This window comes from Nonomuraea sp. NPDC049141, from assembly GCF_040648415.1.
Taxonomy (GTDB): domain Bacteria; phylum Actinomycetota; class Actinomycetes; order Streptosporangiales; family Streptosporangiaceae; genus Nonomuraea.
In genome coordinates this window covers 21,613-46,406 of the sequence record NZ_JBEZDR010000032.1, presented here as the reverse complement: position 1 = coordinate 46,406, position 24,794 = coordinate 21,613, and the positions used below count along the sequence as shown (strand labels likewise).

General features: G+C 69.5%; 26 protein-coding genes and 1 riboswitch. Of the genes, 12 read left to right on the top strand and 14 right to left on the bottom strand.

What is annotated here, in order from left to right:
• Window position 1 precedes the first annotated feature (1 nt).
• A complete protein-coding gene (locus AB0B91_RS57345; protein WP_358340359.1) occupies window positions 2-505 on the bottom strand; it encodes a SigE family RNA polymerase sigma factor in 504 nt (167 codons plus the stop codon).
• A gap of 123 nt (window positions 506-628) precedes the next feature.
• On the opposite strand from AB0B91_RS57345, the gene AB0B91_RS57340 reads away from it, so the two are divergent.
• Window positions 629-997 carry a hypothetical protein gene (locus tag AB0B91_RS57340; protein WP_358340357.1) on the top strand — a complete coding sequence of 123 codons (369 nt, stop codon included), beginning with the start codon at window positions 629-631 and terminating at the stop codon, window positions 995-997.
• A gap of 62 nt (window positions 998-1,059) precedes the next feature.
• A complete protein-coding gene (locus AB0B91_RS57335) occupies window positions 1,060-2,712 on the top strand; it encodes a DNA repair helicase XPB (RefSeq protein WP_358340355.1) in 1,653 nt (550 codons plus the stop codon).
• A gap of 215 nt (window positions 2,713-2,927) precedes the next feature.
• Here AB0B91_RS57335 and AB0B91_RS57330 read toward each other — a convergent pair whose 3' ends face one another.
• The gene (locus AB0B91_RS57330) at window positions 2,928-3,263 is read right to left on the bottom strand and encodes a hypothetical protein (protein ID WP_358340353.1); all 336 of its coding nucleotides are present in this window, start codon (window positions 3,261-3,263) and stop codon (window positions 2,928-2,930) included.
• Window positions 3,264-3,375: 112 nt separating this feature from the next.
• On the opposite strand from AB0B91_RS57330, the gene AB0B91_RS57325 reads away from it, so the two are divergent.
• The 3 genes from AB0B91_RS57325 (at window position 3,376) to AB0B91_RS57315 (ending at window position 6,413) form a co-directional block, all read left to right on the top strand.
• Window positions 3,376-5,376 (top strand): AAA family ATPase, encoded by a 2,001-nt coding sequence (locus AB0B91_RS57325; protein WP_358340351.1) that lies wholly within the window; start codon window positions 3,376-3,378, stop codon window positions 5,374-5,376.
• Window positions 5,377-5,451: 75 nt separating this feature from the next.
• Complete coding sequence (locus tag AB0B91_RS57320) at window positions 5,452-5,982, top strand: YbhB/YbcL family Raf kinase inhibitor-like protein (protein ID WP_358340349.1); 531 nt, start codon at window positions 5,452-5,454, stop codon at window positions 5,980-5,982.
• Between the two features lie 17 nt (window positions 5,983-5,999).
• The gene (locus AB0B91_RS57315) at window positions 6,000-6,413 is read left to right on the top strand and encodes a GNAT family N-acetyltransferase (RefSeq protein ID WP_358340347.1); all 414 of its coding nucleotides are present in this window, start codon (window positions 6,000-6,002) and stop codon (window positions 6,411-6,413) included.
• A gap of 69 nt (window positions 6,414-6,482) precedes the next feature.
• Here the strand turns inward: AB0B91_RS57315 and groL are convergent, their stop codons facing one another.
• The 5 genes from groL to AB0B91_RS57290 form a co-directional block, all read right to left on the bottom strand.
• Window positions 6,483-8,108 (bottom strand): chaperonin GroEL, encoded by a 1,626-nt coding sequence (groL, locus tag AB0B91_RS57310; protein ID WP_358340345.1) that lies wholly within the window; start codon window positions 8,106-8,108, stop codon window positions 6,483-6,485.
• A gap of 309 nt (window positions 8,109-8,417) precedes the next feature.
• On the bottom strand, window positions 8,418-8,618 hold the full coding sequence (locus tag AB0B91_RS57305; RefSeq protein ID WP_173525743.1) for a cold-shock protein: 201 nt from the start codon (window positions 8,616-8,618) through the stop codon (window positions 8,418-8,420).
• Between the two features lie 239 nt (window positions 8,619-8,857).
• A complete protein-coding gene (locus tag AB0B91_RS57300; protein WP_214644534.1) occupies window positions 8,858-9,133 on the bottom strand; it encodes a MoaD/ThiS family protein in 276 nt (91 codons plus the stop codon).
• Window positions 9,134-9,156: 23 nt separating this feature from the next.
• A complete protein-coding gene (thrC, locus tag AB0B91_RS57295; protein ID WP_358340343.1) occupies window positions 9,157-10,389 on the bottom strand; it encodes a threonine synthase in 1,233 nt (410 codons plus the stop codon).
• Between the two features lie 13 nt (window positions 10,390-10,402).
• A riboswitch (SAM riboswitch) is annotated at window positions 10,403-10,543 on the bottom strand.
• Between the two features lie 79 nt (window positions 10,544-10,622).
• Window positions 10,623-11,177, bottom strand: coding sequence for an RNA polymerase sigma factor (locus AB0B91_RS57290; protein ID WP_358340339.1), 555 nt, complete (start codon window positions 11,175-11,177; stop codon window positions 10,623-10,625).
• 31 nt (window positions 11,178-11,208) lie between these two features.
• Here AB0B91_RS57290 and AB0B91_RS57285 point away from each other — a divergent pair, with 31 nt between their 5' ends.
• Both AB0B91_RS57285 and AB0B91_RS57280 read left to right on the top strand, forming a co-directional pair.
• Window positions 11,209-12,633, top strand: a complete 1,425-nt coding sequence (locus tag AB0B91_RS57285; protein WP_358340337.1) for a trehalose-6-phosphate synthase — start codon at window positions 11,209-11,211, stop codon at window positions 12,631-12,633.
• A 1-nt stretch (window position 12,634) separates the two neighbouring features.
• Window positions 12,635-13,798, top strand: coding sequence for an MFS transporter (locus AB0B91_RS57280; protein ID WP_358340335.1), 1,164 nt, complete (start codon window positions 12,635-12,637; stop codon window positions 13,796-13,798).
• Here the strand turns inward: AB0B91_RS57280 and AB0B91_RS57275 are convergent.
• From AB0B91_RS57275 to AB0B91_RS57265, 3 genes are read right to left on the bottom strand one after another with little or no spacing between them, the layout of a single operon-like run.
• Window positions 13,776-14,354, bottom strand: a complete 579-nt coding sequence (locus AB0B91_RS57275) for a hypothetical protein (RefSeq protein WP_358340333.1) — start codon at window positions 14,352-14,354, stop codon at window positions 13,776-13,778. The two genes, AB0B91_RS57280 and AB0B91_RS57275, sit on opposite strands and share 23 nt — an antisense overlap.
• A gap of 51 nt (window positions 14,355-14,405) precedes the next feature.
• Window positions 14,406-15,176: a trehalose-phosphatase gene (gene otsB, locus AB0B91_RS57270; RefSeq protein WP_358340331.1), complete on the bottom strand. Its 771-nt coding sequence runs from the start codon at window positions 15,174-15,176 to the stop codon at window positions 14,406-14,408.
• Between the two features lie 54 nt (window positions 15,177-15,230).
• Window positions 15,231-15,533, bottom strand: a complete 303-nt coding sequence (locus tag AB0B91_RS57265; protein WP_214644527.1) for a DUF3263 domain-containing protein — start codon at window positions 15,531-15,533, stop codon at window positions 15,231-15,233.
• Window positions 15,534-15,649: 116 nt separating this feature from the next.
• Here AB0B91_RS57265 and AB0B91_RS57260 point away from each other — a divergent pair, with 116 nt between their 5' ends.
• The 5 genes from AB0B91_RS57260 to AB0B91_RS57240 all read left to right on the top strand — a co-directional run bounded on the left by AB0B91_RS57260 (window position 15,650) and on the right by AB0B91_RS57240 (window position 20,706).
• Window positions 15,650-16,456 (top strand): SAM-dependent chlorinase/fluorinase, encoded by an 807-nt coding sequence (locus AB0B91_RS57260; RefSeq protein ID WP_358340329.1) that lies wholly within the window; start codon window positions 15,650-15,652, stop codon window positions 16,454-16,456.
• 194 nt (window positions 16,457-16,650) lie between these two features.
• Window positions 16,651-17,643: a hypothetical protein gene (locus tag AB0B91_RS57255; protein ID WP_358340327.1), complete on the top strand. Its 993-nt coding sequence runs from the start codon at window positions 16,651-16,653 to the stop codon at window positions 17,641-17,643.
• Window positions 17,640-19,094, top strand: a complete 1,455-nt coding sequence (locus AB0B91_RS57250; RefSeq protein ID WP_358340325.1) for a S8 family serine peptidase — start codon at window positions 17,640-17,642, stop codon at window positions 19,092-19,094. The genes AB0B91_RS57255 and AB0B91_RS57250 overlap by 4 nt, the downstream gene beginning before the upstream one ends.
• A gap of 26 nt (window positions 19,095-19,120) precedes the next feature.
• Window positions 19,121-19,525 (top strand): Zn-ribbon domain-containing OB-fold protein, encoded by a 405-nt coding sequence (locus AB0B91_RS57245; protein ID WP_358340323.1) that lies wholly within the window; start codon window positions 19,121-19,123, stop codon window positions 19,523-19,525.
• Window positions 19,507-20,706 carry a lipid-transfer protein gene (locus AB0B91_RS57240; RefSeq protein ID WP_358340321.1) on the top strand — a complete coding sequence of 400 codons (1,200 nt, stop codon included), beginning with the start codon at window positions 19,507-19,509 and terminating at the stop codon, window positions 20,704-20,706. Before AB0B91_RS57245 ends, AB0B91_RS57240 begins: the two co-directional genes overlap by 19 nt.
• Window positions 20,707-20,783: 77 nt before the next feature.
• Here AB0B91_RS57240 and AB0B91_RS57235 read toward each other — a convergent pair whose 3' ends face one another.
• Genes AB0B91_RS57235 through AB0B91_RS57220 form a run of 4 tightly spaced genes read right to left on the bottom strand, consistent with a single transcriptional unit; the run spans window position 20,784 to window position 24,710 of the window.
• Window positions 20,784-21,800 carry a dipeptide ABC transporter ATP-binding protein gene (locus AB0B91_RS57235; protein WP_358340319.1) on the bottom strand — a complete coding sequence of 339 codons (1,017 nt, stop codon included), beginning with the start codon at window positions 21,798-21,800 and terminating at the stop codon, window positions 20,784-20,786.
• Window positions 21,784-22,821, bottom strand: coding sequence for an ABC transporter ATP-binding protein (locus AB0B91_RS57230; protein ID WP_358340317.1), 1,038 nt, complete (start codon window positions 22,819-22,821; stop codon window positions 21,784-21,786). The genes AB0B91_RS57235 and AB0B91_RS57230 overlap by 17 nt, the downstream gene beginning before the upstream one ends.
• A 13-nt stretch (window positions 22,822-22,834) precedes the next feature.
• Window positions 22,835-23,773 (bottom strand): ABC transporter permease, encoded by a 939-nt coding sequence (locus AB0B91_RS57225; protein ID WP_358340315.1) that lies wholly within the window; start codon window positions 23,771-23,773, stop codon window positions 22,835-22,837.
• Entirely contained in the window at window positions 23,766-24,710 is a 945-nt protein-coding gene (locus AB0B91_RS57220) for an ABC transporter permease (protein WP_358340313.1), read from the bottom strand. The genes AB0B91_RS57225 and AB0B91_RS57220 overlap by 8 nt, the downstream gene beginning before the upstream one ends.
• Window positions 24,711-24,794 lie beyond the last annotated feature (84 nt).

Here is a 24,794-nt window from a genome sequence, read left to right as displayed (position 1 = left end):
CTCAGGCCTCCAGATTGACGGGTTCGCCCACCAGCCCGCGCAGCCGCTTCACGGCCTGGTGGGTCTGGCTTCGTACGGTGCCGATCGAGCACCCCATGATCCTGGCGACGTCGGACTCCGGCAGATCCTCGAAGTAACGCAGAACCAGCACGGCCCGCTTCTTGGCGGGCAGCCTGCGCAGCGCCTGTTCGAGCGTGAGCCGGTCGTCGACCTGCGCGGTGTCGTCGCCGGCGATCCGCTCGGGCGGCGTCTCGACCACGCGCTCGCGGCCCCAGCGCGGGCTGCGCCACCGGCCGACCTGCTCGTGGTACATGACTCGGCGGACGTACGCCTCAGGATCGCCCCTGATGCTCCGCCATCGGTCCGCGGCCTTGGCCAGCGCGCTCTGGAGCAGATCCTCCGCGGCGTGCTGGTCGCCGGTGAGCACGTACGCCAGACGAATGAGGCTGTCCGATCGCGTCGTGACGAACGCCGTGAAGACTCGTAGGTCGTCCGGGTGCAACACGCCTCCCTGCTCTGGGTCTCGCCCTCTAGAGACGTGTGAGAGGGTCCATATCTATGGCGAGACCGCAGACCTGGCCGGGCGCGTGGCCATTCCGTGATAAATGTTGACCTGTTGGGAGGTGGCATGAGCCAGCAAGATCCATCGGGCGAATATCCGTACCAGCCCTACGGCGCACCATACGGCCAGCAGCCGCCACCGCATCATGGCTACGGCTATGGCTACGGCTATCCCCCGCCGCCTCGGCCGTCCGAGGGGCCCAGGGCCACCGCCATCGTCGCGCTGGTGCTCAATCTGCTCGCGATCGTCAGCTGTTGCAACATCCTGGCCATCCCCGGAGCCGTCCTCGCGGGCCTGGCGCTCGGCCGGTCGAGCACGGAGCCGGCCAGTGCCAAGAACCTGCTCGTATGGAGCTGGGTCCTGTTCGGGGTGGGCTTCGCACTGACGCTCGGCACCTTCGTCTTCCTCGGCGTCAACGGCTACCTCGACGACTGATTACCTGTTCGGGGACTGTTCTTGCCGTCGCGAGTGTTGGATAGGCGTCAACCGTAGAAGGGATGTCCGTGAACGACGGCCCGCTCATCGTCCAGTCGGACAAGACGCTGCTCCTCGAAGTCGACCATGAGAACGCCGGCGACTGCCGCAAGGCCATCGCACCGTTCGCCGAGCTCGAGCGCGCCCCCGAACACGTGCACACCTACCGCGTCACCCCGCTGGCGCTGTGGAACGCGCGCGCGGCCGGGCACGACGCCGAGCAGGTCATCGACGCGCTGATCAGTTTCAGCCGCTACCCGGTGCCCCACGCGCTGCTGGTGGACATCGCCGAGACCATGGACCGCTACGGCCGGCTCAAGCTGGAGAAGGACCCGGTCAACGGCCTGGTCCTGACCTCCACCGACCGGGCCGTGCTCGAAGAGGTGCTGCGGTCCAAGAAGATCCAGCCCATGCTGGGCGAACGGCTCACCGGCGACTCGGTGGCCGTGCATCCGAGCGACCGCGGCAACGTCAAGCAGGCGCTGCTCAAGCTGGGCTGGCCCGCGGAGGACCTCGCGGGCTACGTCGACGGCGAGCACCACAAGATCGAGCTGGTGCAGGAGGGCTGGAGCCTGCGGCCCTACCAGCAGGACGCGGCCGACTCCTTCTGGCACGGCGGCTCCGGCGTGGTCGTGCTGCCCTGTGGGGCCGGCAAGACGATCGTCGGCGCGGCCGCGATGGCGCACGCCCAGGCCACCACGCTGATCCTGGTCACCAACACGGTGAGCGCCCACCAGTGGAAGCAGGAGCTGCTCAAGCGCACCTCGCTGACCGAGGACGAGATCGGCGAATACTCCGGCAGCAAGAAGGAGATCCGCCCGGTCACCATCGCCACCTACCAGGTGATGACGACCAGGCGGAAGGGCGTCTACAGCCATCTGGAGCTGTTCGACGCGCGCGACTGGGGCCTGGTCGTCTACGACGAGGTGCACCTGCTGCCCGCGCCGATCTTCCGGATGACCGCCGACCTGCAGGCTCGCAGGCGCGTCGGACTGACCGCGACGCTGGTGCGCGAGGACGGCCGCGAGGGCGACGTGTTCTCGCTGATCGGCCCCAAGCGCTATGACGCGCCCTGGAAGGAGATGGAGAACCAGGGCTGGATCGCCCCCGCCGACTGCGTGGAGGTCCGGGTCACCCTCACGGACGAGGAACGGCTGGCGTACGCGATGGCCGAGTCCGAGGAGCGCTACCGGTTCTGCGCCACCACACCGTCCAAGACCCGCGTGACCGAGGCGCTGGTCCGCCGGCACCTGGGCGAGCAGGTGCTGGTCATCGGCCAGTACATCGACCAGCTCGACGAGCTGGGCGAGCACCTCAACGCGCCGGTGATCAAGGGCGAGACCCGGATCAAGGAGCGCGAGCGGCTCTACCAGGCCTTCCGCGACAAGGAGATCCAGGTCCTGGTCGTGTCCAAGGTGGCGAACTTCTCCATCGACCTGCCCGAGGCGGCCGTGGCCATCCAGGTGTCGGGCACGTTCGGGTCGCGCCAGGAGGAGGCGCAGCGGCTCGGCCGGGTGCTGCGGCCCAAGGCCGACGGCGGAGGCGCCCGCTTCTACACGGTGGTCAGCAGGGACACGGTCGATCAGGAGTTCGCGGCGCACCGGCAGCGGTTCCTGGCCGAGCAGGGTTACGCGTACCAGATCATCGACGCCGACGACGTGCTCGGCGGCGTGTAAAGCTATGTGAGGCGAAGGCCCGGCCGCTCACCCTCCGAGCGGCCAGGCTCCGACGTCGATTACGTCCACGAGACTCCGCGGGCTGTCGACAATCGAACCACCCCCCTCACCAGCGTGCTATCGCCGCCGCACCTCTCAAGTAGCCAGCGACATACCCCCATGATCCGACAAATCCACCTGATATGCCCGAATTCTCGGTTATTGGCAGGTTGTCGTTATCTTGCCAGCATGCCGCCCAGGAAGAGCACCCCTTCGGCGGCGATCCAGGCGGCCACACTCACGCCCATGAATCGGGTGAACACCCGTGGATCGTTTCTGGCCGAGGGCGCCAACCAGGCGGCGGCCGTGCAGCAGGCGGCGGCCACGGCGAACAGCCCCGACACCGTCGAGACCGAATCGAGCCGTTGAGAGCAGTCCGACGCGGACTCGCCACCCGCGCAGAACGCCTCCAGCCCCCACCCCGCGAACACCGACAAGGCCCACAACGCCGCCAGCAGGAAGCTGGCGACCGTCGGAATGATCGGAGAGATACCGATCCGTACCCTTGCCACAGTCTCTCCCTACCCCGGGTAAATGCTGTGGAAGCCTGCCGGGCGCCCCACTAAACTGGTCGATTCGCTGCCTACACCACCTCCGTTACCTTCACCAGGGAGGCACTTCCGCATGCCCGCACACCAGTTGGCCCCCGACATACCCGCCGACGTCCTCGCCGCCGAGCAGGCCCATCTGGCCGAGTCGAGAGCCGCGCTGCAGGCCATGCGCCTGCACGCCCAATCGCTGTCGGCCGACGCGGCCGGCGACTGGGTGTCGCAGCAGATCCTGCAGTCGCTGCTCGACAAGCGGGTGGCCGCGCTGGCCGACCACCCCGACACCCCGCTGTTCTTCGGCCGCCTCGACCGCTCGGCGGATGACGACCTGCCCGGCACGATCTACGTCGGCCGCCGCCACGTGCACGACGGCACCAGCCGCCCGCTGGTGATCGACTGGCGCGCGCCGGTGTCCCGGGCGTTCTACCAGGCCAGCCCCGCCGATCCGATGAACGTCGCGCGGCGGCGCCGGTTCGGCTACCACGGCGGCCTGCTGACCGCGTTCGAGGACGAGCCGCTCGGCGAGGGCGCCGACATCGGCCCCTCGAAGATCCTGACCGAGGAGATCGAGCGCCCGCGCACCGGCCCGATGCGCGACATCGTGGCCACGATCCAGCCCGACCAGGACGAGATCGTCCGTGCCACGCTCGCCCAGACCGTCTGCGTCCAGGGCGCGCCGGGCACCGGGAAGACCGCCGTCGGCCTGCACCGGGCCGCGTACCTGCTGTTCACCCACCGCGAGCGGCTGGCCAGGTCGGGCGTCATGATCGTCGGCCCCAACCGGGCCTTCCTGTCCTACATCTCCTCCGTGCTCCCCGCGCTCGGCGAGGTCAAGGTCGACCAGACCACCGTCGCGGGCCTGCTCGGCGAGCACGCCACGCCGGAGGACCCGATGGTGTCGGCGCTGAAGGGCGACACCCGCATGGCCGCCGTGCTGGAGCGGGCGCTGTGGCTGCACATCGTGAAGCCGGAGGAGGGCGTCGTCTACAGCAAGGGCGCCTACCGCTTCCGGGTGGCCGACTACGAGGTACGCGAGATCGTCGCCTCGCTGCGCGGCACCACCCGCTACGGACCCGGCCGGGCGGCGCTGGCGCAGCGGCTCGCGCACATGGTGCTCGTACGCATGGAGCAGCGCGGGGAGTCGCCCGACGACCGGGTCCAGGATGCCGTGGCCAGGTCCAAGCCGGTCAAGCAGCTCGTCGACGCGGTCTGGCCCAAACTGGTGCCGCAGCAGGTTCTCTTCAAGCTCCTCTCGGACCCCGACTTCCTCGCGCGAGCCGCCAAGTCGGATCTGTCGCCCGAGGAGCAGCAGGAGCTGCTCTGGCGCAAGCCGTACCGAGGCTGGAAGTCCGCGAAGTGGTCGGCGGCCGACGCCGCGCTGCTCGACGAGCTCGGCGACCTGATCGAGCGCACGCCCTCGCTCGGCCACCTGGTCGTCGACGAGGCGCAGGACCTGTCGGAGATGCAGCTGCGCGCGCTCGGCCGGCGCTGCCGCAACGGCTCGGCCACCGTGCTCGGCGATCTCGCCCAGGGCACCACCCCGTGGTCCACCAGCTCGTGGGAGACCGTGCTCAGGCATCTGGGCCAGGACGGGGGCGAGGTCACCGAGCTGACGCTGGGCTTCCGCGTGCCGCGCGAGGTGCTCGACTACGCCGCCCGCCTGCTGCCGTCGATCGCCCCGGCGCTGGCTCCGCCGCGCTCGCTGCGTCCCGGCGTGGGCTCGCTGTCGGTACGCCCCGGCGGCGCGGTCGCCGACGCGGCGCGCGAGGCCCTGGCCCGGGAGGGCTCGATCGGCGTGATCGTGCCCGACACGCTGGTGGAGGAGGTGTCGAGGCAGCTCGACGGGCTCGCCCACGCCGTGCTCGACCCCGACACGACCGAGGAGCACCGGCTGCTGATCGTCCCGGCGACGCTGGCCAAGGGCCTGGAGTATGACCACGTGATCGTCGTCGAGCCGGCCGACATCGTGGCGGCCGAGCCCCGCGGCCTGGCCAGGCTGTACGTGGTGCTCACCCGCGCGGTCACCTCGCTCACCGTCCTGCACGGGAAGGCACTGCCCGCCCAGCTGACCGCCTGACCGCGAGCGGGCCCGGCCTCTCCCGAGCTCCTAGGATGGCGAGGGTAGTGGAGGATCTCAACCAAGGAGGACGCCGTGCCCGCACCGCTTCCACACGAGCACCTGCCGTCGGTCCCCGCGCTCACGGTCCAGAGCAACGACATCACGGACGGGGAGAGGCTGGGAGACCTCCATGTCTTCAATGACTGGGGCATGACCGGACAGAACCTGTCACCTCACCTGCAGTGGTCCGGCGCCCCGGCCGAGACCCAGAGCTACGCCGTGACCTGCTACGACCCCGACGCGCCCACGGGCAGCGGGTTCTGGCACTGGGTGCTCTTCGACATCCCGGCCTCCGTCACCGAGCTCCCCACGGGCGCGGGCACCGCCCCCGAGTTCAAGGGCCTGCCCGCGGGGGCGACCCACGCGCGCAACGACTACGGCAGCAAGGAGTACGGCGGCGCCGCTCCCCCGCCCGGCGACCCGCACCGCTACGTCTACACGGTGCACGCGCTGGGTGTGGCGGAGCTGGGCGTCCCCAGTGACGCCAGCCCTGCGGTGGTCGGCTTCAACATCACCGCCAACACGCTCGCGCGCGGCCACATCGTCGCCCACTTCGGCGTGTGATGGCCGTCGATTCTGGGATGAAGATCCGCTACGCCGAGCTCGGCGACGTGCCCGCGGTGCTCGACTTCTGGCTCCTGGCCGCCGAGGGCACCGATCGGCGCGACTCGCCCGACAAGGTGGTCGCGTTGATCGAACGCGACCCGGAGGCTCTACTAATCGCCGAGCTCGACGGGCAACTGGCAGGCACGCTCATCGCGGGCTGGGACGGCTGGCGGGCGCACCTATACCGCCTGGCCGTCCACCCGTCCCACCGCCGCAAGGGCATCGCCACCACGCTCCTGGCCGCGGCCGAGGCCCGCTTCACCGCCTTCGGCGCCTTCCGCGCCGACGCGATGGTCCTGGACTCCAACGTCTCCGCCCAGGGGGCCTGGTCCGCCGCGGGCTACACACCGCAGCCCGAATGGTCGCGCTGGGTCAAACCCCTCAAGTAGTCATTCGCCGCAGAAAACACAGACCGGCCCGGGCAACACGCGCCCGGGCCGGTCTGATGAAAAGCGACCTTAGAAGTCCATGTCTCCGCCACCCGGCATGGCCGGAGCGGCAGGGTTCTTCTCGGGCTTCTCGGCGATGACCGCCTCGGTGGTGAGGAAGAGCGCCGCGATGGAAGCGGCGTTCTGCAGCGCCGAGCGCGTCACCTTGGCCGGGTCGATGATGCCCGCCTCGAACATGTTGACGTACTCGCCCGTAGCGGCGTTGAGGCCCTCACCCGGGGTCAGGTTGCGGACCTTCTCCACCACGACGCCGCCCTCGAGGCCGGCGTTGACGGCGATCTGCTTCAGCGGCTCCTCGAGCGCCTTGCGGACGATCGCGGCACCGGTGGCCTCGTCGCCGGTGAGCTCGAGCTTGTCGAACGCCTTGGCGCCCGCCTGCAGCAGCGCCACGCCACCGCCGGGGACGATGCCCTCCTCGACGGCCGCCTTCGCGTTGCGAACGGCGTCCTCGATGCGGTGCTTGCGCTCCTTCAGCTCGACCTCGGTCGCGGCACCGGCCTTGATGACGGCCACGCCGCCGGCCAGCTTGGCCAGCCGCTCCTGGAGCTTCTCGCGGTCGTAGTCGGAGTCGGTCCGGTCGATCTCGGCGCGGATCTCGTTGACCCGGCCGGCGATCGCGTCGGGGTCACCGGCACCGTCGACGATGGTGGTCTCGTCCTTGGTCACGACGACCTTGCGAGCGCGGCCGAGCAGGTCGAGAGTGGCGTTCTCGAGCTTGAGACCGACCTCCTCGGCGATGACCTGGCCACCGGCCAGGATCGCGATGTCGCCCAGCATCGCCTTGCGGCGGTCGCCGAAGCCCGGGGCCTTGACGGCCACGGAGCGGAACAGGCCGCGGATCTTGTTGACCACCAGGGTCGCCAGGGCCTCACCCTCGACGTCCTCGGCGATGATCAGCAGCGGCTTGCCCGACTGCACGACCTTGTCGAGCAGCGGCAGCAGGTCCTTGTTGGCCGAGACCTTGGAGTTGACGATCAGGATGTAGGGGTCCTCGAGCACGGCCTCCATGCGGTCGGAGTCCGTGACGAAGTACATCGACGTCATGCCCTTGTCGAAGCGCATGCCCTCGGTGAGCTCGAGCTCGAGGCCGAAGGTGTTGCTCTCCTCGACGGTGATGACGCCTTCCTTGCCGACCTTGTCCATCGCCTCGGCGATGAGCGCGCCGATCTCGGGGTCGGCGGCGGAGATGGAGGCGGTCGAAGCGATCTGCTCCTTGGTCTCCACGTCCTTGGCCAGCTTGGACAGCTCCTCGCTGACCCGCTCGACCGCCGACTCGATGCCCTTCTTCAGCGACATCGGGTTGGCGCCGGCGGCGACGTTGCGCAGACCCTCGCGCACCAGCGCCTGGGCCAGCACCGTGGCGGTCGTGGTGCCGTCACCCGCGACGTCGTCCGTCTTCTTGGCGACTTCCTTGACCAGCTCTGCGCCGATCTTCTCCCACGGGTCCTCGAGCTCGATCTCCTTGGCGATGGACACGCCATCGTTGGTGATCGTGGGAGCGCCCCACTTCTTCTCCAGCACGACGTTGCGGCCCTTGGGGCCCAAGGTCACCTTGACGGCGTCGGCTAGCTGGTTCATGCCGCGCTCGAGACCGCGCCGGGCGTCCTCGTCAAACGCGATCATCTTGGCTGCCATAAGGCTAGACCTCCCAGATGCAGGGTGGCTTCAATGGACCGAGCCGACGCCCGCGACGGCATGGGCCTGCATCTCCGTTCGGCAGACCCCATCGTCCCGATCCAGTGCTGGCACTCTCGAACAGAGAGTGCCAACGAACTGTTTAGCACTCTACCCTGCCGAGTGCAAGCCGAGACACCAGCATGCCCAGGTCAGTCAGTACGGCGGGCCCGTCATGGACCCGCCGCAACCGAGTCGACGAAGCAGGAGTGGCGGTTTCGCCCGGACTGCGGAGCCGTGCGACCTGCCGGTACTTGCCAACTTCGTGATTCAGACCGCTCGCACGGCCTCCGCTTGGGGGCCCTTCTGGCCCTGGGTGATCTCGAACTCGACGCGCTGGCCTTGTTCGAGGGAGCGATAGCCGTCCATCATGATCGCTGAGTAATGGACGAATACATCTTTACCACCGTCTACCGCGATGAAGCCGTAGCCCTTGTCCGCGTTGAACCACTTGACGGTGCCCTGCGCCACTTCCGACTCCTCTTACTGGGCTCATAGATCCCGCCCATTCCAACGCGAGACCCTCAATCGCCCGACTTATGGAGATATCACCAGGCGATCGCCCTCGACCATACCTGTGGCACAGCGTTTGGCAACAGAGTCAATCTACAAATTACGCATTTCATCCGTGAGTGAGTAGTTCAACATTGAATTGTCGGAAAAAACAGAAGGCGCCCCAGATGGGAGCGCCTTCTGACGTGAGCGAGTGGTCACCCTCCGGCGACCGCCGGGATGATGGAGATCTGCGTGCCTTCGGGGGCTGCCGTGTCAAGACCATCGGCAAAACGGACATCCTCTTCGCCAACGTAAACGTTGACAAAACGACGAATCTTGCCCGATTCATCCAGAATTCTCGCGCCGATCCCCGGGTAGTCGGAGTCGAGCTTCGCCAGCACGTCGCGGAGAGTCGCACCCTCCCCGCTCACCTCCGCGTTACCCCCGGTGTAGGTGCGCAGAATGGTGGGAATCCGCACAGAAACGCTCATGATTAACTCGCCTTTCCTGGTTGTCAGACAGCCGCGCGGAACGCGTCGAGAGAGGGCCGGATCACTGCCGTGGGCTCGGCGTCGTCGGCGACGGCGTCGAGCGTCTTGAGCCCGTCGCCGGTGTTGAGCACCACGGTCTCCGCCTCCGGGTCGAGCTGCCCGGTCTCGACGAGCTTCTTCAGCACTCCCACGGTGACGCCACCGGCCGTCTCGGCGAAGATGCCCTCCGTCGAGGCCAGCAGCTTGATGGCGGCGACGATCTCGGGGTCCGTGACGTCCTCCACCGACCCGCCCGTGCGGCGGGCGATGTCGAGCACGTACGGGCCGTCGGCGGGGTTGCCGATGGCCAGCGACTTGGCGATGGTGTCGGGCTTGACCGGCTGGACCACGTCGAGGCCGGCCTTGTAGGCGGTCGACACGGGCGAGCAGCCGTTGGCCTGCGCGGCGAAGATCTTGTACGGGGTGTCCTCGACCAGGCCGAGTGCGACCAGCTCCTTGAAGCCCTTGTCGATCTTCGTGAGCTGGGAGCCGGAGGCCACCGGGATGATGATCTGCTCGGGCAGGCGCCAGCCGAGCTGCTCGGCGATCTCGTAGGCGAGCGTCTTGGAGCCCTCGGCGTAGTAGGGCCGCAGGTTGACGTTGACGAAGCCCCACTTGTCGCCCAGCGGGTCGCCGATGAGCTCGGAGCAGAACCGGTTGACCTCGTCGTAGGAGCCGTCGATGGCGACCAGCTTGCCGCCGAACACCCGGGCCATGGCGATCTTGGCCTGCTCCAGCCCGGCGGGGATGAACACGCAGGCGTCGAGCCCGGCCCTGGCGGCGGCGGCCGTGACCGCGCCCGCGAGGTTGCCGGTGGAGGAGCACGACAGGGTGTGGAAGCCGAAGTTACGGGCCGCCTCGACGGCGATGGCCACCACCCGGTCCTTGAAGGAGTGGGTGGGGTTGCCCGAGTCGTCCTTGACGTACAGGGACTTGATGCCCAGCGCCCGGCCGAGATTGCCGGCCTTGACGAGCTTGGTCCAGCCGGGGTTCATGTTCGGCTTGGTGGCGACGTCCACGGGGACGGGGAGGAGTGAGCGGTAGCGCCAGATGTTGGCGGGGCCGGACTCGATGTCCTTCCGGGTGACGTCACCGAAGGAGTAGGCCGCTTCGAGCGGCCCGAAACACTCCAGACAGGCGAAACTTGGGCCGAGGTCGTAGCGGGCGCCGCACTCGCGGCAGGAGAGGGCTACGGCGGGTCCGAAATCGTGCGACATGAAGCGAGGCCTTCCCTCATCTTCGCCTGCGGCCACCTTGACCGCAGACCGGAATTGGCACCTGTCCCGGTCGGCCTCGCCAGGTCGCGAGTCTGAATCCGGGAGGGTTGCCGGGGCTTCGCAGGGCCGGTCCCTCCACCCCTCTGGATGAGCAATATTCAGTTGTTTGCTCTGACTGTACCTGGCCAGGCCCGTCAAGCGACCGTCCGTCTCAGGAAGCGAGACGTACGATCTCAGCGATAGTCGTCGCCCAGCACTCCCTGAACATACTTGCGCGCCTGGTGGATGCGTGACTTGGCGGTGCCGAGCGGGATGCCGAGCTGCTCGGCGACCTCGTTGTAGTCGAGCTGCACGATGTCACGCAGCACCAGCGCCTGGGCCAGGTCGGGCTTGTCGGCCTCCAGTGCCTCCATCGCGTCGAGCAGGTCGAGCCGCGACCCGGCGATCACACTGACCCGCCGCGCGTCGGGCTTCTGCATGGGCAACTCGTCGGAGGTCTGCTCGGCCGAGCGGCGCTTCAGCGTGCGGTACGTCGTACGCGCGCAGTTGGCCGTCACGATGTGCAGCCAGGTGCTGAACCTGGCCCGTCCCTCGAAGCGCCCGATGTTGCGCGCAACGGCGAGCAGGGTGTCCTGCGACGCCTCCTCCGCATCCTGGTGGTAGGGGAGGATTCGGGCGCAGTGCCGCATCACGTCCGGCTCGATCCGCTTCAGGAGCTCACCGAGTGCGCGATGATCTCCGGCAGCGGCGGAGCGGGCCAGTTCCTCGGTTAGCTCATCAAGCGCCATAGCTGGGATCCTATGGTCGGAGGGAACTTTAATGAACAGCGTCCTTGTCGCCTCTAACAGAGGACCCGTCTCGTTCACCGTCTCCGACGACGGTGTGCTGACCATGAAGCGCGGTGGTGGCGGGCTGGTGTCCGGGCTCTCCGGGGTCATGAAGGACGACGGCGTGCTGTGGATCTGCGCCGCCCTGTCCGACGGCGACCGGGGCGCCGTACGCCAGGCGCCCGGCGGCCGGCTCGACCAGGCCGGCTACGACACGGGCGCGCTGCGGATGCTGGACATCCCGCCGGCCACCTTCCACCGCGCCTACAACGCCGTGGCCAACTCCACCCTGTGGTTCGTCAACCACCTGCTCTACGACATCCCCAACGCGCCGCTGTTCGGCACCAGGTTCCAGCGGGAGTGGGAGTCCTACCGCGACTACAACGGCGCCTTCGCGCTGGCTCTGGCCGAGGAGGCCGGGCACGGGGCCCGCGTGATGGTCCAGGACTACCACCTCACGCTGACCCCGGCGATGCTCCGCGCCGAGCGGCCGGACCTGCGCATCGCGCACTTCAGCCACACGCCGTGGGCGCCGCCCGAATACTTCTCGCTGCTGCCCGACGACGTCGCCCGCGAGGTCCTGGAGGGCATCCTGGGCGCCGACCACGCCGGGTTCCTCACCGAACGCTGGGCGGGCGCGTTCATGGACTGCTGCCGGGCTCTGCTGGGCGCCGAGGTGGATCTGACCGGCCGTACGGTCACGCACGAGGGCAGGACCACCCACATCGGCGTGCACGGCCTCGGTGTGGACGGCGCGGCGCTGTGGGAACGAGCCCACGAGCCCGACGTCGAGTCCAACATGGCCGCGCTCAGGGAGCAGGTCGGCGACCGCCGGCTGATCGTCCGCATCGACCGCACCGAGCTGTCCAAGAACATCGTCCGCGGGCTGGTGGCCTACCGGGAGTTCCTGCACGCGCATCCGGAGTGGCACGGCCGGGTGGTGCACCTGGCGTTCGCCTATCCCAGCCGGCACGACCTGCCCGAATACCGCGAATACACCGCCTCGGTGCAGCGCTGCGCCCAGGAGATCGAGGACGAGTTCGGCACCGAGGACTGGGAGCCGCTGATACTCAACGTCAACGACGACTACCCGCGCTCGCTGGCCGCCTACCGGCTGGCCGACGTGCTGCTGGTCAACCCGATCCGCGACGGCATGAACCTGGTGGCCAAGGAGGGCCCGATCCTGTCGCCGCGGGCCGCACTGGTGCTGTCGCGCGAGGCGGGCGCGGCGGCCGAACTGGGCGCGCACGCGCTCCTGGTCAACCCCTACGACGTGACCGGCACCGCCGTCGCGCTGCACGACGCGCTGGTCATGCCCGAGGAGGAGCGCACGCGCCGCCGCGAACTGCTGGAGGTCGCGGCCACCGCGCTCCCGCCGCAGAAGTGGTTCGCCGCCCAGCTGGACGCGCTGGCCTAGGATGTCGTCGATCTCAGAGCGCGTCCGCCTGGTCAGGGACCGGCCGACCTGGCTGATCTACCTGCAGCTGGGCACGTTCGCCACGTTCATCTACGGCCTGAGCGGCGCCCTGCCGCTCCTGCGCCTCGACCAGCGGACCTCCGGCATGGTCGCCGGCCTGCACGGCACCGCGATGGCCGTGGGCACGATCCTCGCCGGCCTCTCCCTCACCTTCCTCACCAGGCGCTACGGCAGGCGGGTCACCACCTGGGTCGGCCTCGCCGGGATGAACGCGGGCGTGCTCCTGGTCGTACTCACCTCCGCGCTGCCTTTGACGCTGCTCGGCTACGGCGTGGCCGGCGGCTTCGGCTCGGTCGCCCTCTACACCGCCATGGCCGCGCTCAGCGAGCACCACGGACCGGCGGGCCCGGCCGCGATCAGCGAGGCGAACGCCGTCGGCGTCGTGGTGGGCGTGGCGGCGACGTTCCTGCTCAGCGCGATCGCGCAGACCACGCTCGGCTGGCGGGCCGCGCTGCTCCTCACCCCGGCGCTCACCGTGCTGCTGGCCCTGACCCTGGGGCGGGTCTGGACCCGGACCACGACCGTGGCGGCCCCGTCCACCGGCGAGCGGCCCGTGCGGCCCGGGTGGCGCTTCCATGTGGCGGGCGGCGTGCTGTTCTGCTGCGTGGCCCTGGAGTTCACGTTCAACCTGTGGGCCGCCGAGCTGTTCGCGGCGCGCACCGGCCTGAGCCCGGCCGCCGCGGCCACCGGGTTGACGGCGTTCCTCGCCGGGCTGGGCGCGGGCCGGTTCGGCGGCGCGTACCTGGCCTTACGGCTGCCGCCCGCACGGCTCTTCCTGGGCGCGCTGGCAGTCACCGCGGCGGGCTGGCTGCTCTTCTGGCTGAGCACCCTGCCCGTCCTGTCCTACGCCGGTCTCGCGCTCAGCGGGGTCGGCGCCGCCCTGCACTTCCCGCTCGCGCTGGCCGGGCTCATCACGCACTCAGGCGACCGGCCGGACCGGGCCGGCGCGGCCGCCCCGATCTGGGCCGGGTCCGCGATGGCCGTCGGTCCGCTCGCGCTCGGCGCGCTCGCCGACGGCTTCGGCACCTGGAACGCGTTCCTGCTGGTCCCCGTCCTCATCTGCCTGGCCGCCGGCGGGGTGCTCATCGCCAGGTCGCGTGCTTGAGCACGCCGGGCAGACCGGGGGTGTTCCATGAGTCGACGACGAGCACGCCGCTCTTGGGCAGGTACCACTCCCGCTGGACGAAACGGGCCCGCACCTTGCCCGTCCCGGTGACGCAGGTGCCCTTCCACGCGCGGTAGTACGCCTTGTGGCCCGGCCCGACCTGGCGCAGCCCCTTCGCCGCCGCGCCGTTGAGCACCTGGCCCCACTTGTGGTTGACCGGGCAGGGCTCCACATCGGTCGCCGAGTAGAAGGGCCGGTCGGGCGTGTACGGGTTGAGCTCGTGCCCCAGCTTGATGGCCGCGGGCCCGAGCACCCAGAAACCATCGCATTCCGGAGTGAAGTATGCCCCCTTGGGCTTGGCGCACTTGCCGGTGACGACATGGAGCCAGTCGCCCTTCCCGTACACCTTCCATGAGCTCGGCAGGGACAGCGTCAGCCCGTTGCGCAGCTTGAGCGGATGACCGGCAGCGCTCGCGGAAGCGGAGGCGGGGGCGGCCATCACGAGGACGGCGGCGGCCACGGCGAGACCCGCCACGGCAAGGTTTCTCTTCGACATTTCGCGAATGTACCGACATGCACTTGCAGACAGATGGGGACCGGCTGAAACTCAGGGCCGGCTGTAGGCCGAAGCCAGCTCCCGCAGCAGCGCCACCACGCCGTCGGGGCCGTCCACCACGATGTCGGCCCGCTCGGCCAGCGCGGTCACCTCGGCCGAGCCGCTGCACACGGTCACGCCCGGCAGCCCCGAGTTCTTGACCGCGTCGAAGGCCGCCAGGTCCCCGAGGTCGTCGCCGACGAACATGACCGACCGGGCGGCCCGTTCGGCCAGGAACAGGCCGAGCGCGTGCCCCTTGTCCATGCCCGGCGGCCGCAGTTCGAGCACCAGGCGGCCGGGCTCGACGACCAGGCCGTGCTTGTCCGCCAGCGCGGCCAGCGGCTCGCGCAGAACCGCCAGGGTGCCTTCGGGGTCGGGGCTGCGCCTGGTGTGCACCGCGACCGCCCGGCCCTTGTCCTCGATCGTCGCGCCTTTCACGCCGAGCGAGCCGAGCAGCAGTTGCAGCTCCGCCTCGGCCTGGAGCACGCCGTGCGGGGGCGGCGGCGCCGAGATCTGGCCGTCCTCCCAGCGCTCGAACCCGTAGTGCCCCAGAATCACCAGGCCGGGTACGTCGGCCAGCCCGGGGCCGAGCTCCAGAGCCGTGGCCACCGGTCTGCCGGTCACGATCGCCACGGCCCCGACGTGCCCGCCGAGTTCGGCGAGGACGGCGGGCGCTTCCGGGTGGATCCTGGCGGAGGCGGGATCGGCCACGATCGGCGAAAGGGTGCCGTCGAAGTCGAGCCCGATCACGGCTCCCGCCGGATCCTTCAAGATCGCTTCCATGCCGGGTGATCCCGTATGTCTGATGTTCTTCACGCGCCTGCCTTACCCAGCAGGTCAGGGGCGCATGCCAAGCCGCCGGGCGGCGCGGTCGCGCTGGCGGGTGGAACGCAGCCGGCGCAACCGCTTGACCAGCATGGGATCCTGCTGGAGCGCCTCCGGCCGGTCGATGAGTTCGCCGAGGAGTTGGTAGTAGCGCGTGGCGGAGAACCCGAAGGTCTCCTTGATGGCCTGCTCCTTCGCACCCGCGTAACGCCACCAGTGGCGCTCGAAGGCGAGGAGTTCGAGATCGCGTTCGGAGAGGGGCTGTCGGGACGGTTCCTGGGCAGCACTGTCACCGCTGACCGGTGCAGTGTCCATGGTGTCCTCCTCGGAGGGCGCGCGACGATCACATCGAGGGCACGCGGGCCCGTGCCAATCGTAATGTGCGGAGTGCGGGTGTTCACGGCGGATTGAGAGACGTACAGTCACGAAATGTGACCTCAGTCATCACACTTCTCACCGACTACGGGCTCGAAGATGGCTATGTAGCGGCCTGTCATGGAGTGATAGCCGGAATCGCCCCCGAGGCCCGGGTGATCGACGTGTGCCATCTGATCCCGTCAGGCGATGTACGGCGCGGCGCCGCGATCCTCTCCCAGACCATCCCATATCTCCCGAAAGGCGTGCACATCGGGGCAGTAGACCCCGGCGCGGGCGGAGCCAGGCGGGCGGTCGCCGTGGAGGCGGGCGGGCGGGTGTTCATCGGCCCCGACAACGGGCTCCTCTCGTGGGCCATGCACGCCTGCGGCGGGGCGGAGGCGGCCTACGAGATCAGCAACGCCGAGTACTTCCTGCACCCCGTCTCGCCGACCTTCCACGGGCGGGACGTGTTCTCGCCGGTCGCCGGGCGGCTGTGCGTCGGACTCAAACCGGCCGACCTGGGACCCGAGGTTCCGCTCTCACGGCTGATCTCGCTGCCGGAGCCGACCTCGCAACTGCGCGAAGGCTCCGTCGAGGGCGAGGTGGTCTCGGTCGACCGCTATGGCAACACCCAGTTGTCGATCGCCGCGGGCGACCTCGCCGCGCTGGGCGTGCGGATCGGCGACACGATCGGGGTCTGGCTGGGGCGCAGGCAGCTGGCCCTGCCGTACCGGGAGACGTTCGCGGCCGTGCCGCCGGGCGAACTGGTGGCCTTCGCCGACTCGGCGGGGCTGATCGCGATAGCGGTGAACTCGGGTGACGCGGCCCAGCGCCTCGGCCTGCCGCCCGGCGCCCATGTACGGCTTTCTCCCTCCCCCTAAGACGAAAGCCACCAAAGGGAAATTACACCGCGTATCGGTCTGTTTACCGAAGCGTCAGATTGAACCGGCGATCGCATGTCAGAATGCACGGGCATCGGGCGACCCCTCCCCTGCCCGCGAGGTGCACGTTGTTCCCCTTTTCTGTTGCGCTGCTCTCTTTACTGTTCGCGGCCCTGCCGTCGGCGGAGCCACCCGTGCCGGAGCGCTGGCACGCGTGGCCGGTGGCCAGGGTGTTCCCGGGCTCGGTACCCGGCACCAGCCCCTCTGGGGCCCGCGTGACCTATGTCCTGGCCGGCGTCGCCCCTGAGGCCCCCTGCCGGGTGGCCTTCCAGCCTGGGGTCTTGCGGCTGCTGCGGGGATGCGTCACGGCGTTACGCGCCACGTACGCGGACAGCACGCAGACGTTCGTGGCGACGGTCGGCATCGCGGTCCTGACCACCCCAGCCGCCCGCCTACCGGCCCCCGGGGGCAATCTGCCCGGCACGCCACCGGAGACCGGCAACGACCGTCTGTCTGCCGGATCGCCGGAGACCAGCACCGGCTGCCTGCCCGCCAGATCGTCAGCGACCGGTATCGGCCGCCTGCCCAGCGGGCCGTCAAAGACCGGCACCAGTTGCCTGCCCGCCGGGCCGTCAGGGACCGGTATCGGCCGCCTGCCCGGCGGGCCGTCGGAGACGGGCACCGGCCGCCTGCCCAGCGGACCGTCGGAGACGGGCACCGGCCGCCTGCCCAGCGGACCGTCGGAGACGGGCACCGGCCGCCTGCCCAGCGGACCGTCGGAGACGGGCACCGGGACCGGGTGCTTGCCGGGCCGGGGGCGGGAGACTAGCGCTGGTCGTCTGCCGGAGACCAGCGGGCCGCTGCCGGAGACGGGCGCCAGGCGCTTACCGGGGCTGGGGGCGACAGCCGGCGCGCAGGCCGATGCGCCGGTTGACCGGTCCAGGACCGTCGTGGGACGGCCGCCGACCGTGCGGCCCGTGGCGTTTCCCGACGGGCCGGCCGAGCGGTTCGGTGAGTCGCAGTACGTCACCGGCGCGCTGATCTCGTCGAACGACACCTACGTCGTGGCGACGGCCGCCGGATACGCGGACGGCCGGCCGTACAAGCCGGGCGACCTCGCCGCCAGACGCCTCGGAGACACCGCCGGCCGCCTGGCCACGGTCCTGTACCGGAGCCTGACCAGATGACCGGGCCACTGGCTGCCTTCCTGATCAAGCCACTCACAGCGCGGCTACCGCTGGCCGGGTCGCTGCTGGCCGGTTTCCTGGTGGCCGGGCCGCTCGGGGCGGGGCTGTTGGTGGTTGCGGCGGGGCCGTCCGCCTCGGACGACGCCGGCTCGGTGGCGCGGGCCGCCCAATGGCAGCTTGCCACGCTGCGCCTGCCGGAGGCGTGGCGGCTGAGCAGGGGCTCGGGTGTTCTGGTAGCCGTACTCGACACCGGCGTGAACGCCCGCCACCCCGATCTGACCGGCTCCGTGATCGCCGGCCCCGACCTGACCGGCGACGCCGGTGAGCCGGTCATGTGGGGCCACCACGGCACCGCCATGGCCAGCCTCATCGCCGGCCACGGCCACAGCGCCTCGAAACCGGGCAATGCAACACAGAGCGGCCACAGCACCTCGACAACCGGCGAACCCGCACAGAGCACCCGCGACACCCCGCCGACCCCCGATCCCGCACAAAGCGGGCACAGCACCGTGGCAACGGGCGATGCTACGCAGAGCGGCGCCTTGGCAGTGGGCGATGCCGCGCAGAGCGGCGCCATCGCGACGGAAGGCCCCGCACGGAGCGGACCGGCGGACAGCGGCGTGATCGGGGTCGCGCCCGCCGCCCGCGTGCTGTCCATCAGGGTCACGCTGGAGAACGGCGACCCGCTCCGCGAGAAGCAGCGCGCCGGCGGCCGCGACGCCCTCGCCAAAGGCATCCGGTACGCGGTCGACCACGGCGCCGACGTGATCAGCATGTCGCTCGGCGGCGGCAGCGGCGCCTGGGAGGGCTCGGCGGCCGAGGAGGAGGCCGTCCAGTACGCGATCAGCCGCGGCGCCGTGCTCGTGGCCTCGTCCGGCAACGACGGCGACACCACGAACAGGAAGAACTTCCCCGCCGCCTACCCCGGCGTGATCGCGGTCGGCGCGGTCGACCGTCGGCTGGAGGTGGCGGCGTTCTCCAACCGGCAGGACTACCTCTCGGTGGTCGCGCCGGGGACGGGCATCGTGACCGCCGACGGCGCCGACTCGTACGTGGTGGGCGACGGGACGAGTTCGGCCGCCGCCATGGTGGCCGGCATCGCCGCGTTGATCAAGGCGGCCCACCCCGACCTGTCGCCGTACCACGTACGCACGGCCATCGAGCAGGGCACCAGACGGCGGCCCGCCGACGGCTACAGCCGCGCGTCCGGGCACGGGGTGGCCAACGCGCTGCTCGCCCTGCGCGCGGCCGACCGCCTGGCGAATCCTGCCACCACGGCGGCCGCGGCCGGCGTGGGCCCCGGCGGCTACTTCGGCGATGGCCCGGTTTCCCGGCCGTCCCAGCCGCCGTCGTCGCGGCTGCCGGTGGTGTTCGCCATGGTGCTGCTGACGGCGGTCATGTCGGCCCGGGTGCTCGTACGGCACCGGTGCCGCGGCAGGGATGTAACCTAGCAAGCGCTTGTGTGATACTCCTGCCTATGAGCCTTGCGATCGACGGCTGGTTCGCCATAGAAGAGGACGGCACCCACCTGATCGGCACCCGGTGCGCGGCGTGCGGCACGGTCTGCTTCCCGCCGCAACGCGGGTTCTGCCGCAACCCGCACTGCGACGGGGAGTCCATGGAGGAGACCAGGCTGCCGAGGCGCGGGCGGATCTGGTCGTACACGAGCGCCTCCTACCCGCCGCCCGAGCCGTTCGTGGCCGCCGAGCCGTACACGCCCGTGACGCTGGCGGCGGTGGAGCTGGCCGGCGCGGGCATCGTGGTGCTGGGGCAGGTCAAGGACCTCACGGCGGACGAGCTGGAGGTCGGCATGGAGGTCGAGCTCACCCACGGCCCGCTGGCCGACGGACCGCTGGTGTGGATGTGGGGGCGCGCCTCGTGAGCGTCGTGGTGCTGGGCACGGGCATGCATCCGTGGGGCAAGCAGGGTAGGCCGTTCGCGGAGTACGGCGTGGCGGCGGCCAGGCAGGCGCTGCGTGACGCCGGGATCGCCTGGACCGACGTCCAGTTCCTGGTGGGCGCCGACACGATCAGGAACGGCTATCCGGGGTTCGTCGCCGGAGCCACCTACGCGCAGGCCCTCGGCTGGTCCGGCGCCCGCATCGCGTCGTGCTACGCGGCGTGCGCGTCGGGGGCGCAGGCGATTGACATCGCGCGCACCCGGATCATGGCGGGACTCTGCGACGTGGCGCTGGTGGTGGGCGCGGACGCCACGCCCAAGGGCTTCTTCAAGCCGGTCGGCGGCGATCGCCCGGATGATCCGGACTGGTTGCGGTTCCGGCTACTCGGCGCCACCAATCCCGCATATTTCGGGCTCTACGCGCGGAGGCGGATGGCCCTGTACGGCGAGACCGCCGAGGACTTCGCCGCCGTCAAGGTCAAGAACTCCCTCGCCGGTTCGCTGAACCCGATGGCCCGCTACCGCAAGGCCGTCACGGCCGAGGAGGTTCTGGCCTCGCCCATGGTGGCCGACCCGCTGCGGCTCATGGACATCTGCGCGACCTCGGACGGCGGCGCCGCCCTCGTCCTGGCCTCGCCGGCGTACGCCCGCGGGCTGGGCGTGACGGACCCGGTGCGCATCGCCGCCGTCTCGACGGTGACGCCCACGTTCCCCAACACGGTTCTGGAGCTGCCGAACTTCGCGACCGACTCGTCCGCCGCCGTACCCCCTCCGGAACGTCCCTTCAGGGCCGCCATCGCGCACGCCGCCTACGAGGAGGCGGGCATCGGGCCGAATGACGTGTCGTTCGCCGAGGTGTACGACCTGTCCACGGCCCTCGAACTCGACTGGATCGAGGACGTGGGCCTCTGCGCCCCCGGTGAGGCCGGCAAGCTGCTGCGGGCGGGCGACACCGCGCTCGGCGGGCGCGTGCCGGTGAACCCGTCCGGCGGGCTCGCCTCATTCGGCGAGGCCATCCCCGCCCAGGCCATCGCCCAGGTCTGCGAGCTGACCCGGCAGTTGCGCGGCCGGGCGGGCGAGCGCCAGGTCGAAGCCGCCAGGGTCGGCCTGGCCGCCAACCAGGGCCTGTTCGGCCACGGCTCGGCCGTCATAGCGACCCGCTGACCCACCCGCCGTACACGAGAGACCGCACGCGAAAGGCCCTCCGCGGAAAGCTTCCGCGGAGGGCCTGGCGCCGGTGGTCAGCCGACGTGGACCACGTCGTGCGTCTCGGCGAAGTGGCAGGCGCTCTCGTGCGCCGTCCCCGGCCTGATCTGCAACAACGGCTCCTCCTCCGCGCAGATCTCCTGCGCCTTCCAGCAGCGGGTGCGGAAGCGGCAGCCCGACGGCGGGTTGGCGGGCGACGGCGGGTCACCCTGCAGGATGATCCGCTCGCGCTGCTCGCGGCCCTCGGGGTCGGGGACCGGCACGGCCGACAGCAGCGCCTGCGTGTACGGGTGGGCGGGCTTGTCGTAGATCTCGGTGTCCTTACCGAGTTCGACCATCTTGCCGAGGTACATCACCCCGACCCGGTCGGAGATGTGGCGCACCACCGACAGGTCGTGGGCGATGAAGATGTACGCCAGGTCGAACTCGTTCTGCAGCCGCTCCAGCAGGTTGATGACCTGGGCCTGGATCGACACGTCGAGCGCGGACACCGGCTCGTCGCAGACGATGATCTCCGGCTGGAGCGCCAGCCCGCGGGCGATGCCGATGCGCTGACGCTGCCCGCCCGAGAACTGGTGCGGGTAACGGTTGATGTGGTCGGGGTTGAGCCCCACGACCTCCAGCAGCTCCTGCACCTTGCGGCGGCGGTCTCCCTTGGGAGCGACCTCGGTGTGGATGTCGAACGGCTCGCCGATGATGTCGCCGACGGTCATCCGGGGATTCAGGGAGGTGTACGGATCCTGCATCACCATCTGGATGTTGCGTCGCATCCGCTTGAGCTCAGGGCCCTTGGCCTTGGCGATGTCCCGGCCGTTGATCGTCACCGAGCCGGAGGTCGGCCGCTCCAGCGCCATGAGCACCTTGGCCAGCGTGGACTTGCCACAGCCCGACTCGCCCACGATGCCCAGCGTCTCACCGCTGTTGAGGTCGAACGAGACGCCGTCGACGGCCTTGATCGCGCCGATCTGCTTCTTGAACAGGATGCCCTGGGTCAGCGGAAAGTGCTTGACCAGGTCACGGACCTCGAGAATGCGCTCACCCTTGGTCGCCATCGAGGACCTCCCTCCAGTAGTGACAGGCGCTGCCGCGCGTGCCGCTGATCTCGTAGAGCGGGGGGTTGTCCGTCACGCAGTTGTCCTGGCGATACGGGCACCGCGGGTGGAAGGCGCAGCCGGTCGGCATGTCGAGCAGGTTGGGCGGCAGGCCCTTGATCGCGTACAGCTCCTGGCCCTTGAGGTCGACCCGGGGGATCGACTCCAGCAGCCCCTTGGTGTAGGGGTGGGCCGGGGATTTGTAGATGTCGTGAACGGGGGCGTTCTCGACGATCCGCCCGCCGTACATGACCGCGATCTTGTCGGCGACGTCGGCGACGACGCCGAGGTCGTGCGTGATGAGGATCATGCCCATGTTGCTCTCTCGCTGGAGTTCGGCGAGCAGCTCCATGATCTGGGCCTGAACGGTCACGTCGAGCGCGGTGGTCGGCTCGTCCGCGATCAGCACCTCGGGGTCCAGCGCGATCGACATGGCGATCATGATGCGCTGCCGCATGCCCCCGGAGAACTGGTGCGGATAGTCGTTGACGCGCTGCCTGGCGGCCGGGATGCGCACCTTGTCCATCAGCTCGATCGCCTTGTTGTAGGCCTCGCGCTTGGACAGGCCACGGTGCACCCGGAACATCTCGCTGATCTGCCAGCCCACGGTGAACACCGGGTTGAGCGCGGACAGCGCGTCCTGGAACACCATCGCGATCCGCTGGCCACGCACCTGGGTGCGTGCCTCGTCCGAGAGCTTCAGCAGGTCGGTGCCGCGGAAGCGAATCTCACCCTTGGGGATGCGGGCCGGCGGCACGTCCAGAATGCCCATGATCGCCTGAGCGGTCACGGACTTGCCGGAACCCGACTCCCCCAGTACGGCGAGAGTCTCACCGGGGCTGAGCGAGTAGCTCACCCCGTTGACCGCACGCACGACGCCCGCGCGGGTGGCGAACTCCACGTGCAGATCTTCCACGGCGAGCAGCGGCTCGTTGCCCAGCCCTCCCTCGGCGGGCAACACGTCCGTAGATGCCTTTCTCACTTGAACCCCCTTCCTACCTGAGCTTCGGGTCGAGAGCGTCGCGTACGGCGTCGCCCAGCATGATGAACGCGAGCACCGTGATGCTCAGGAACACCGCCGGGAAGACCAGCGGCAGCGGCGCTTCCAGGAACCGGTTGCGGGCGTCGGCGATCATCAGGCCCCAGGAGATGTCCGGGGACTGGACCCCGACTCCCAGGAACGACAGCGCCGCCTCGGCCGAGATGAACCCGCCGAGGTTGATCGTCGCGATGACGATCACCGGGGCGACCGCGTTCGGCAGCAGGTGCCCGAACATGACCCGGCTCTGACTTGCGCCCAGGGCACGGGCCGCGACCACGAAGTCCTGGTTTCTGGCGGTGATGACGGCGGCCCGCATGATGCGGAACGTCATCGGCCAGGCCAGCACGGCCAGCGCGATGACCACGATCCAGATGCCCAGGTCCGCATCCCTGAAGGTGGCCGAGATGAGCAGCGCGCCGAGGATCCACGGAATCGCGAAGAAGACCTCCGTGACCCGGGACGTGACCGTGTCGACGGCTCCGCCGCGGGCGCCCGCGAGGAGACCGAGCAGACCGCCGACGATCGCCGTGATGATGGTGGTGCTCACGCCGATCACGATCGAGTTGCGCGCGCCGTAGATCGCCCTGGCGTAGACGTCGCAGCCGAGGCTGTCGCGGCCGAAGATGTGGCCCGCGCTCGGCCCCTGCCTGGCCGTGGCCAGCTCGCAGGTCTTGGCGTCGAAGGGGTTGATCGAGGTGAACAACGACGGCCAGAACGACATGACCAGCAGGATCGCGATGAGGACGCACGAGAGGATGAACATCGGCCGACGTCGCAGGTCATAGAAGGCGTCGCTCCACAGACTCGCCGGCTTCGCCTCCTTCTTGAGCTTGTCCGGAGGGGTCGGCGCGGTGGCGGTCTGCACAGGTCCGACCTGTGGGTCGTTACTCATAGCGAATCCTCGGATCGAGCACGGCGTACAACAGGTCCACGACCAGGTTCGCCACGATGTAGACCAGCACCAGGATTGTCACGATACCTACGACGATAGGTTGCTCTCGTAGGTATACGCCTTGATAGATCTGGAGGCCGATACCCGGGATGTTGAAGATCGTCTCGGTGATCACCGCACCGCCCATGAGCGTGCCGAGGTCGGCGCCCAGGTAGGTGACCAGGGGGATCAACGCGTTACGCAACCCGTGCCGGCCGATGACTCTTCGTCTGGACAGCCCCTTCGCGGTCGCTGTTCGGATGTAGTCGGATCTCAGCGTCTCGACCAGGCTCGTTCTGGTGAGCCGGGTGAGATACGCGATCGACGTACCCGCCAGCACGAATCCGGGGAGCAAGTACGATTTCAGCCCCGCGCTGATTCCCGCGATCGGGAAGATCTCCGCGCCCACGGTCTGCTTCAGCCAGACGCCCAGCCACAGCTGCAGCACGAAGCCGGTCACCAGCGGCGGGACGGAGATGAGCAGCAGCGTCGCGGCCAGGATCATGGTGTCGATCGCCTGGCCGCGGCGCAGCGCCGCCCACAGGCCGAGCAGGACACCGATGATCGCTTCCATGACGAGGGCGACGAGCGCCAGGTTCAGCGTGACCTGGAACTTGCCCGCCATCAACTGGGTGATGGGCACACCGGCGAAGGTCTTGCCGAAGTCTCCGTGCAGGAAGATGTTGCTGATGTAGTACCAGTACTGCAGCAGCAGCGGATCGTTGAGGTGATACTGATCCCGCAGGATCAGCACGATGTTGGGGTCTTGCCTCTTCTCGCCGGCCAGCGCCGCGATGGGGTCGCCAGGGAGCGCGAAGACGATGGCGAAGATGAAGAGGGTGGCGCCCAGCAGGACTGGTATCGCCTGGATCAGGCGCCGGATAACATAACGGCCCATTCAAGCCTCCCGTACATGCCAAGAAGGCAGTCGCCGGGACCTGGGGTTCTCACGGCCCCCAATGACTGCCTTCGTAGCGGGCTC

Bases quoted from the DNA above. Each gene is read 5' to 3' on its own strand.
- AB0B91_RS57265 (WP_214644527.1), bottom strand. From the start codon at position 15,533: ATGGACACTGCACCGGTCAGCGGTGACAGTGCTGCCCAGGAACCGTCC.
- AB0B91_RS57300 (WP_214644534.1), bottom strand. From the start codon at position 9,133: ATGAGCGTTTCTGTGCGGATTCCCACCATTCTGCGCACCTACACCGGG.
- groL (WP_358340345.1), bottom strand. From the start codon at position 8,108: ATGGCAGCCAAGATGATCGCGTTTGACGAGGACGCCCGGCGCGGTCTC.
- AB0B91_RS57335 (WP_358340355.1), top strand. From the start codon at position 1,060: ATGTCCGTGAACGACGGCCCGCTCATCGTCCAGTCGGACAAGACGCTG.
- AB0B91_RS57235 (WP_358340319.1), bottom strand. From the start codon at position 21,800: ATGGCGACCAAGGGTGAGCGCATTCTCGAGGTCCGTGACCTGGTCAAG.
- otsB (WP_358340331.1), bottom strand. From the start codon at position 15,176: ATGGAAGCGATCTTGAAGGATCCGGCGGGAGCCGTGATCGGGCTCGAC.
- AB0B91_RS57285 (WP_358340337.1), top strand. From the start codon at position 11,209: ATGAACAGCGTCCTTGTCGCCTCTAACAGAGGACCCGTCTCGTTCACC.
- AB0B91_RS57290 (WP_358340339.1), bottom strand. From the start codon at position 11,177: ATGGCGCTTGATGAGCTAACCGAGGAACTGGCCCGCTCCGCCGCTGCC.
- AB0B91_RS57220 (WP_358340313.1), bottom strand. From the start codon at position 24,710: ATGGGCCGTTATGTTATCCGGCGCCTGATCCAGGCGATACCAGTCCTG.
- AB0B91_RS57340 (WP_358340357.1), top strand. From the start codon at position 629: ATGAGCCAGCAAGATCCATCGGGCGAATATCCGTACCAGCCCTACGGC.
- AB0B91_RS57315 (WP_358340347.1), top strand. From the start codon at position 6,000: ATGAAGATCCGCTACGCCGAGCTCGGCGACGTGCCCGCGGTGCTCGAC.
- AB0B91_RS57280 (WP_358340335.1), top strand. From the start codon at position 12,635: ATGTCGTCGATCTCAGAGCGCGTCCGCCTGGTCAGGGACCGGCCGACC.
- AB0B91_RS57245 (WP_358340323.1), top strand. From the start codon at position 19,121: ATGAGCCTTGCGATCGACGGCTGGTTCGCCATAGAAGAGGACGGCACC.
- AB0B91_RS57275 (WP_358340333.1), bottom strand. From the start codon at position 14,354: ATGTCGAAGAGAAACCTTGCCGTGGCGGGTCTCGCCGTGGCCGCCGCC.
- AB0B91_RS57250 (WP_358340325.1), top strand. From the start codon at position 17,640: ATGACCGGGCCACTGGCTGCCTTCCTGATCAAGCCACTCACAGCGCGG.
- AB0B91_RS57225 (WP_358340315.1), bottom strand. From the start codon at position 23,773: ATGAGTAACGACCCACAGGTCGGACCTGTGCAGACCGCCACCGCGCCG.
- thrC (WP_358340343.1), bottom strand. From the start codon at position 10,389: ATGTCGCACGATTTCGGACCCGCCGTAGCCCTCTCCTGCCGCGAGTGC.
- AB0B91_RS57325 (WP_358340351.1), top strand. From the start codon at position 3,376: ATGCCCGCACACCAGTTGGCCCCCGACATACCCGCCGACGTCCTCGCC.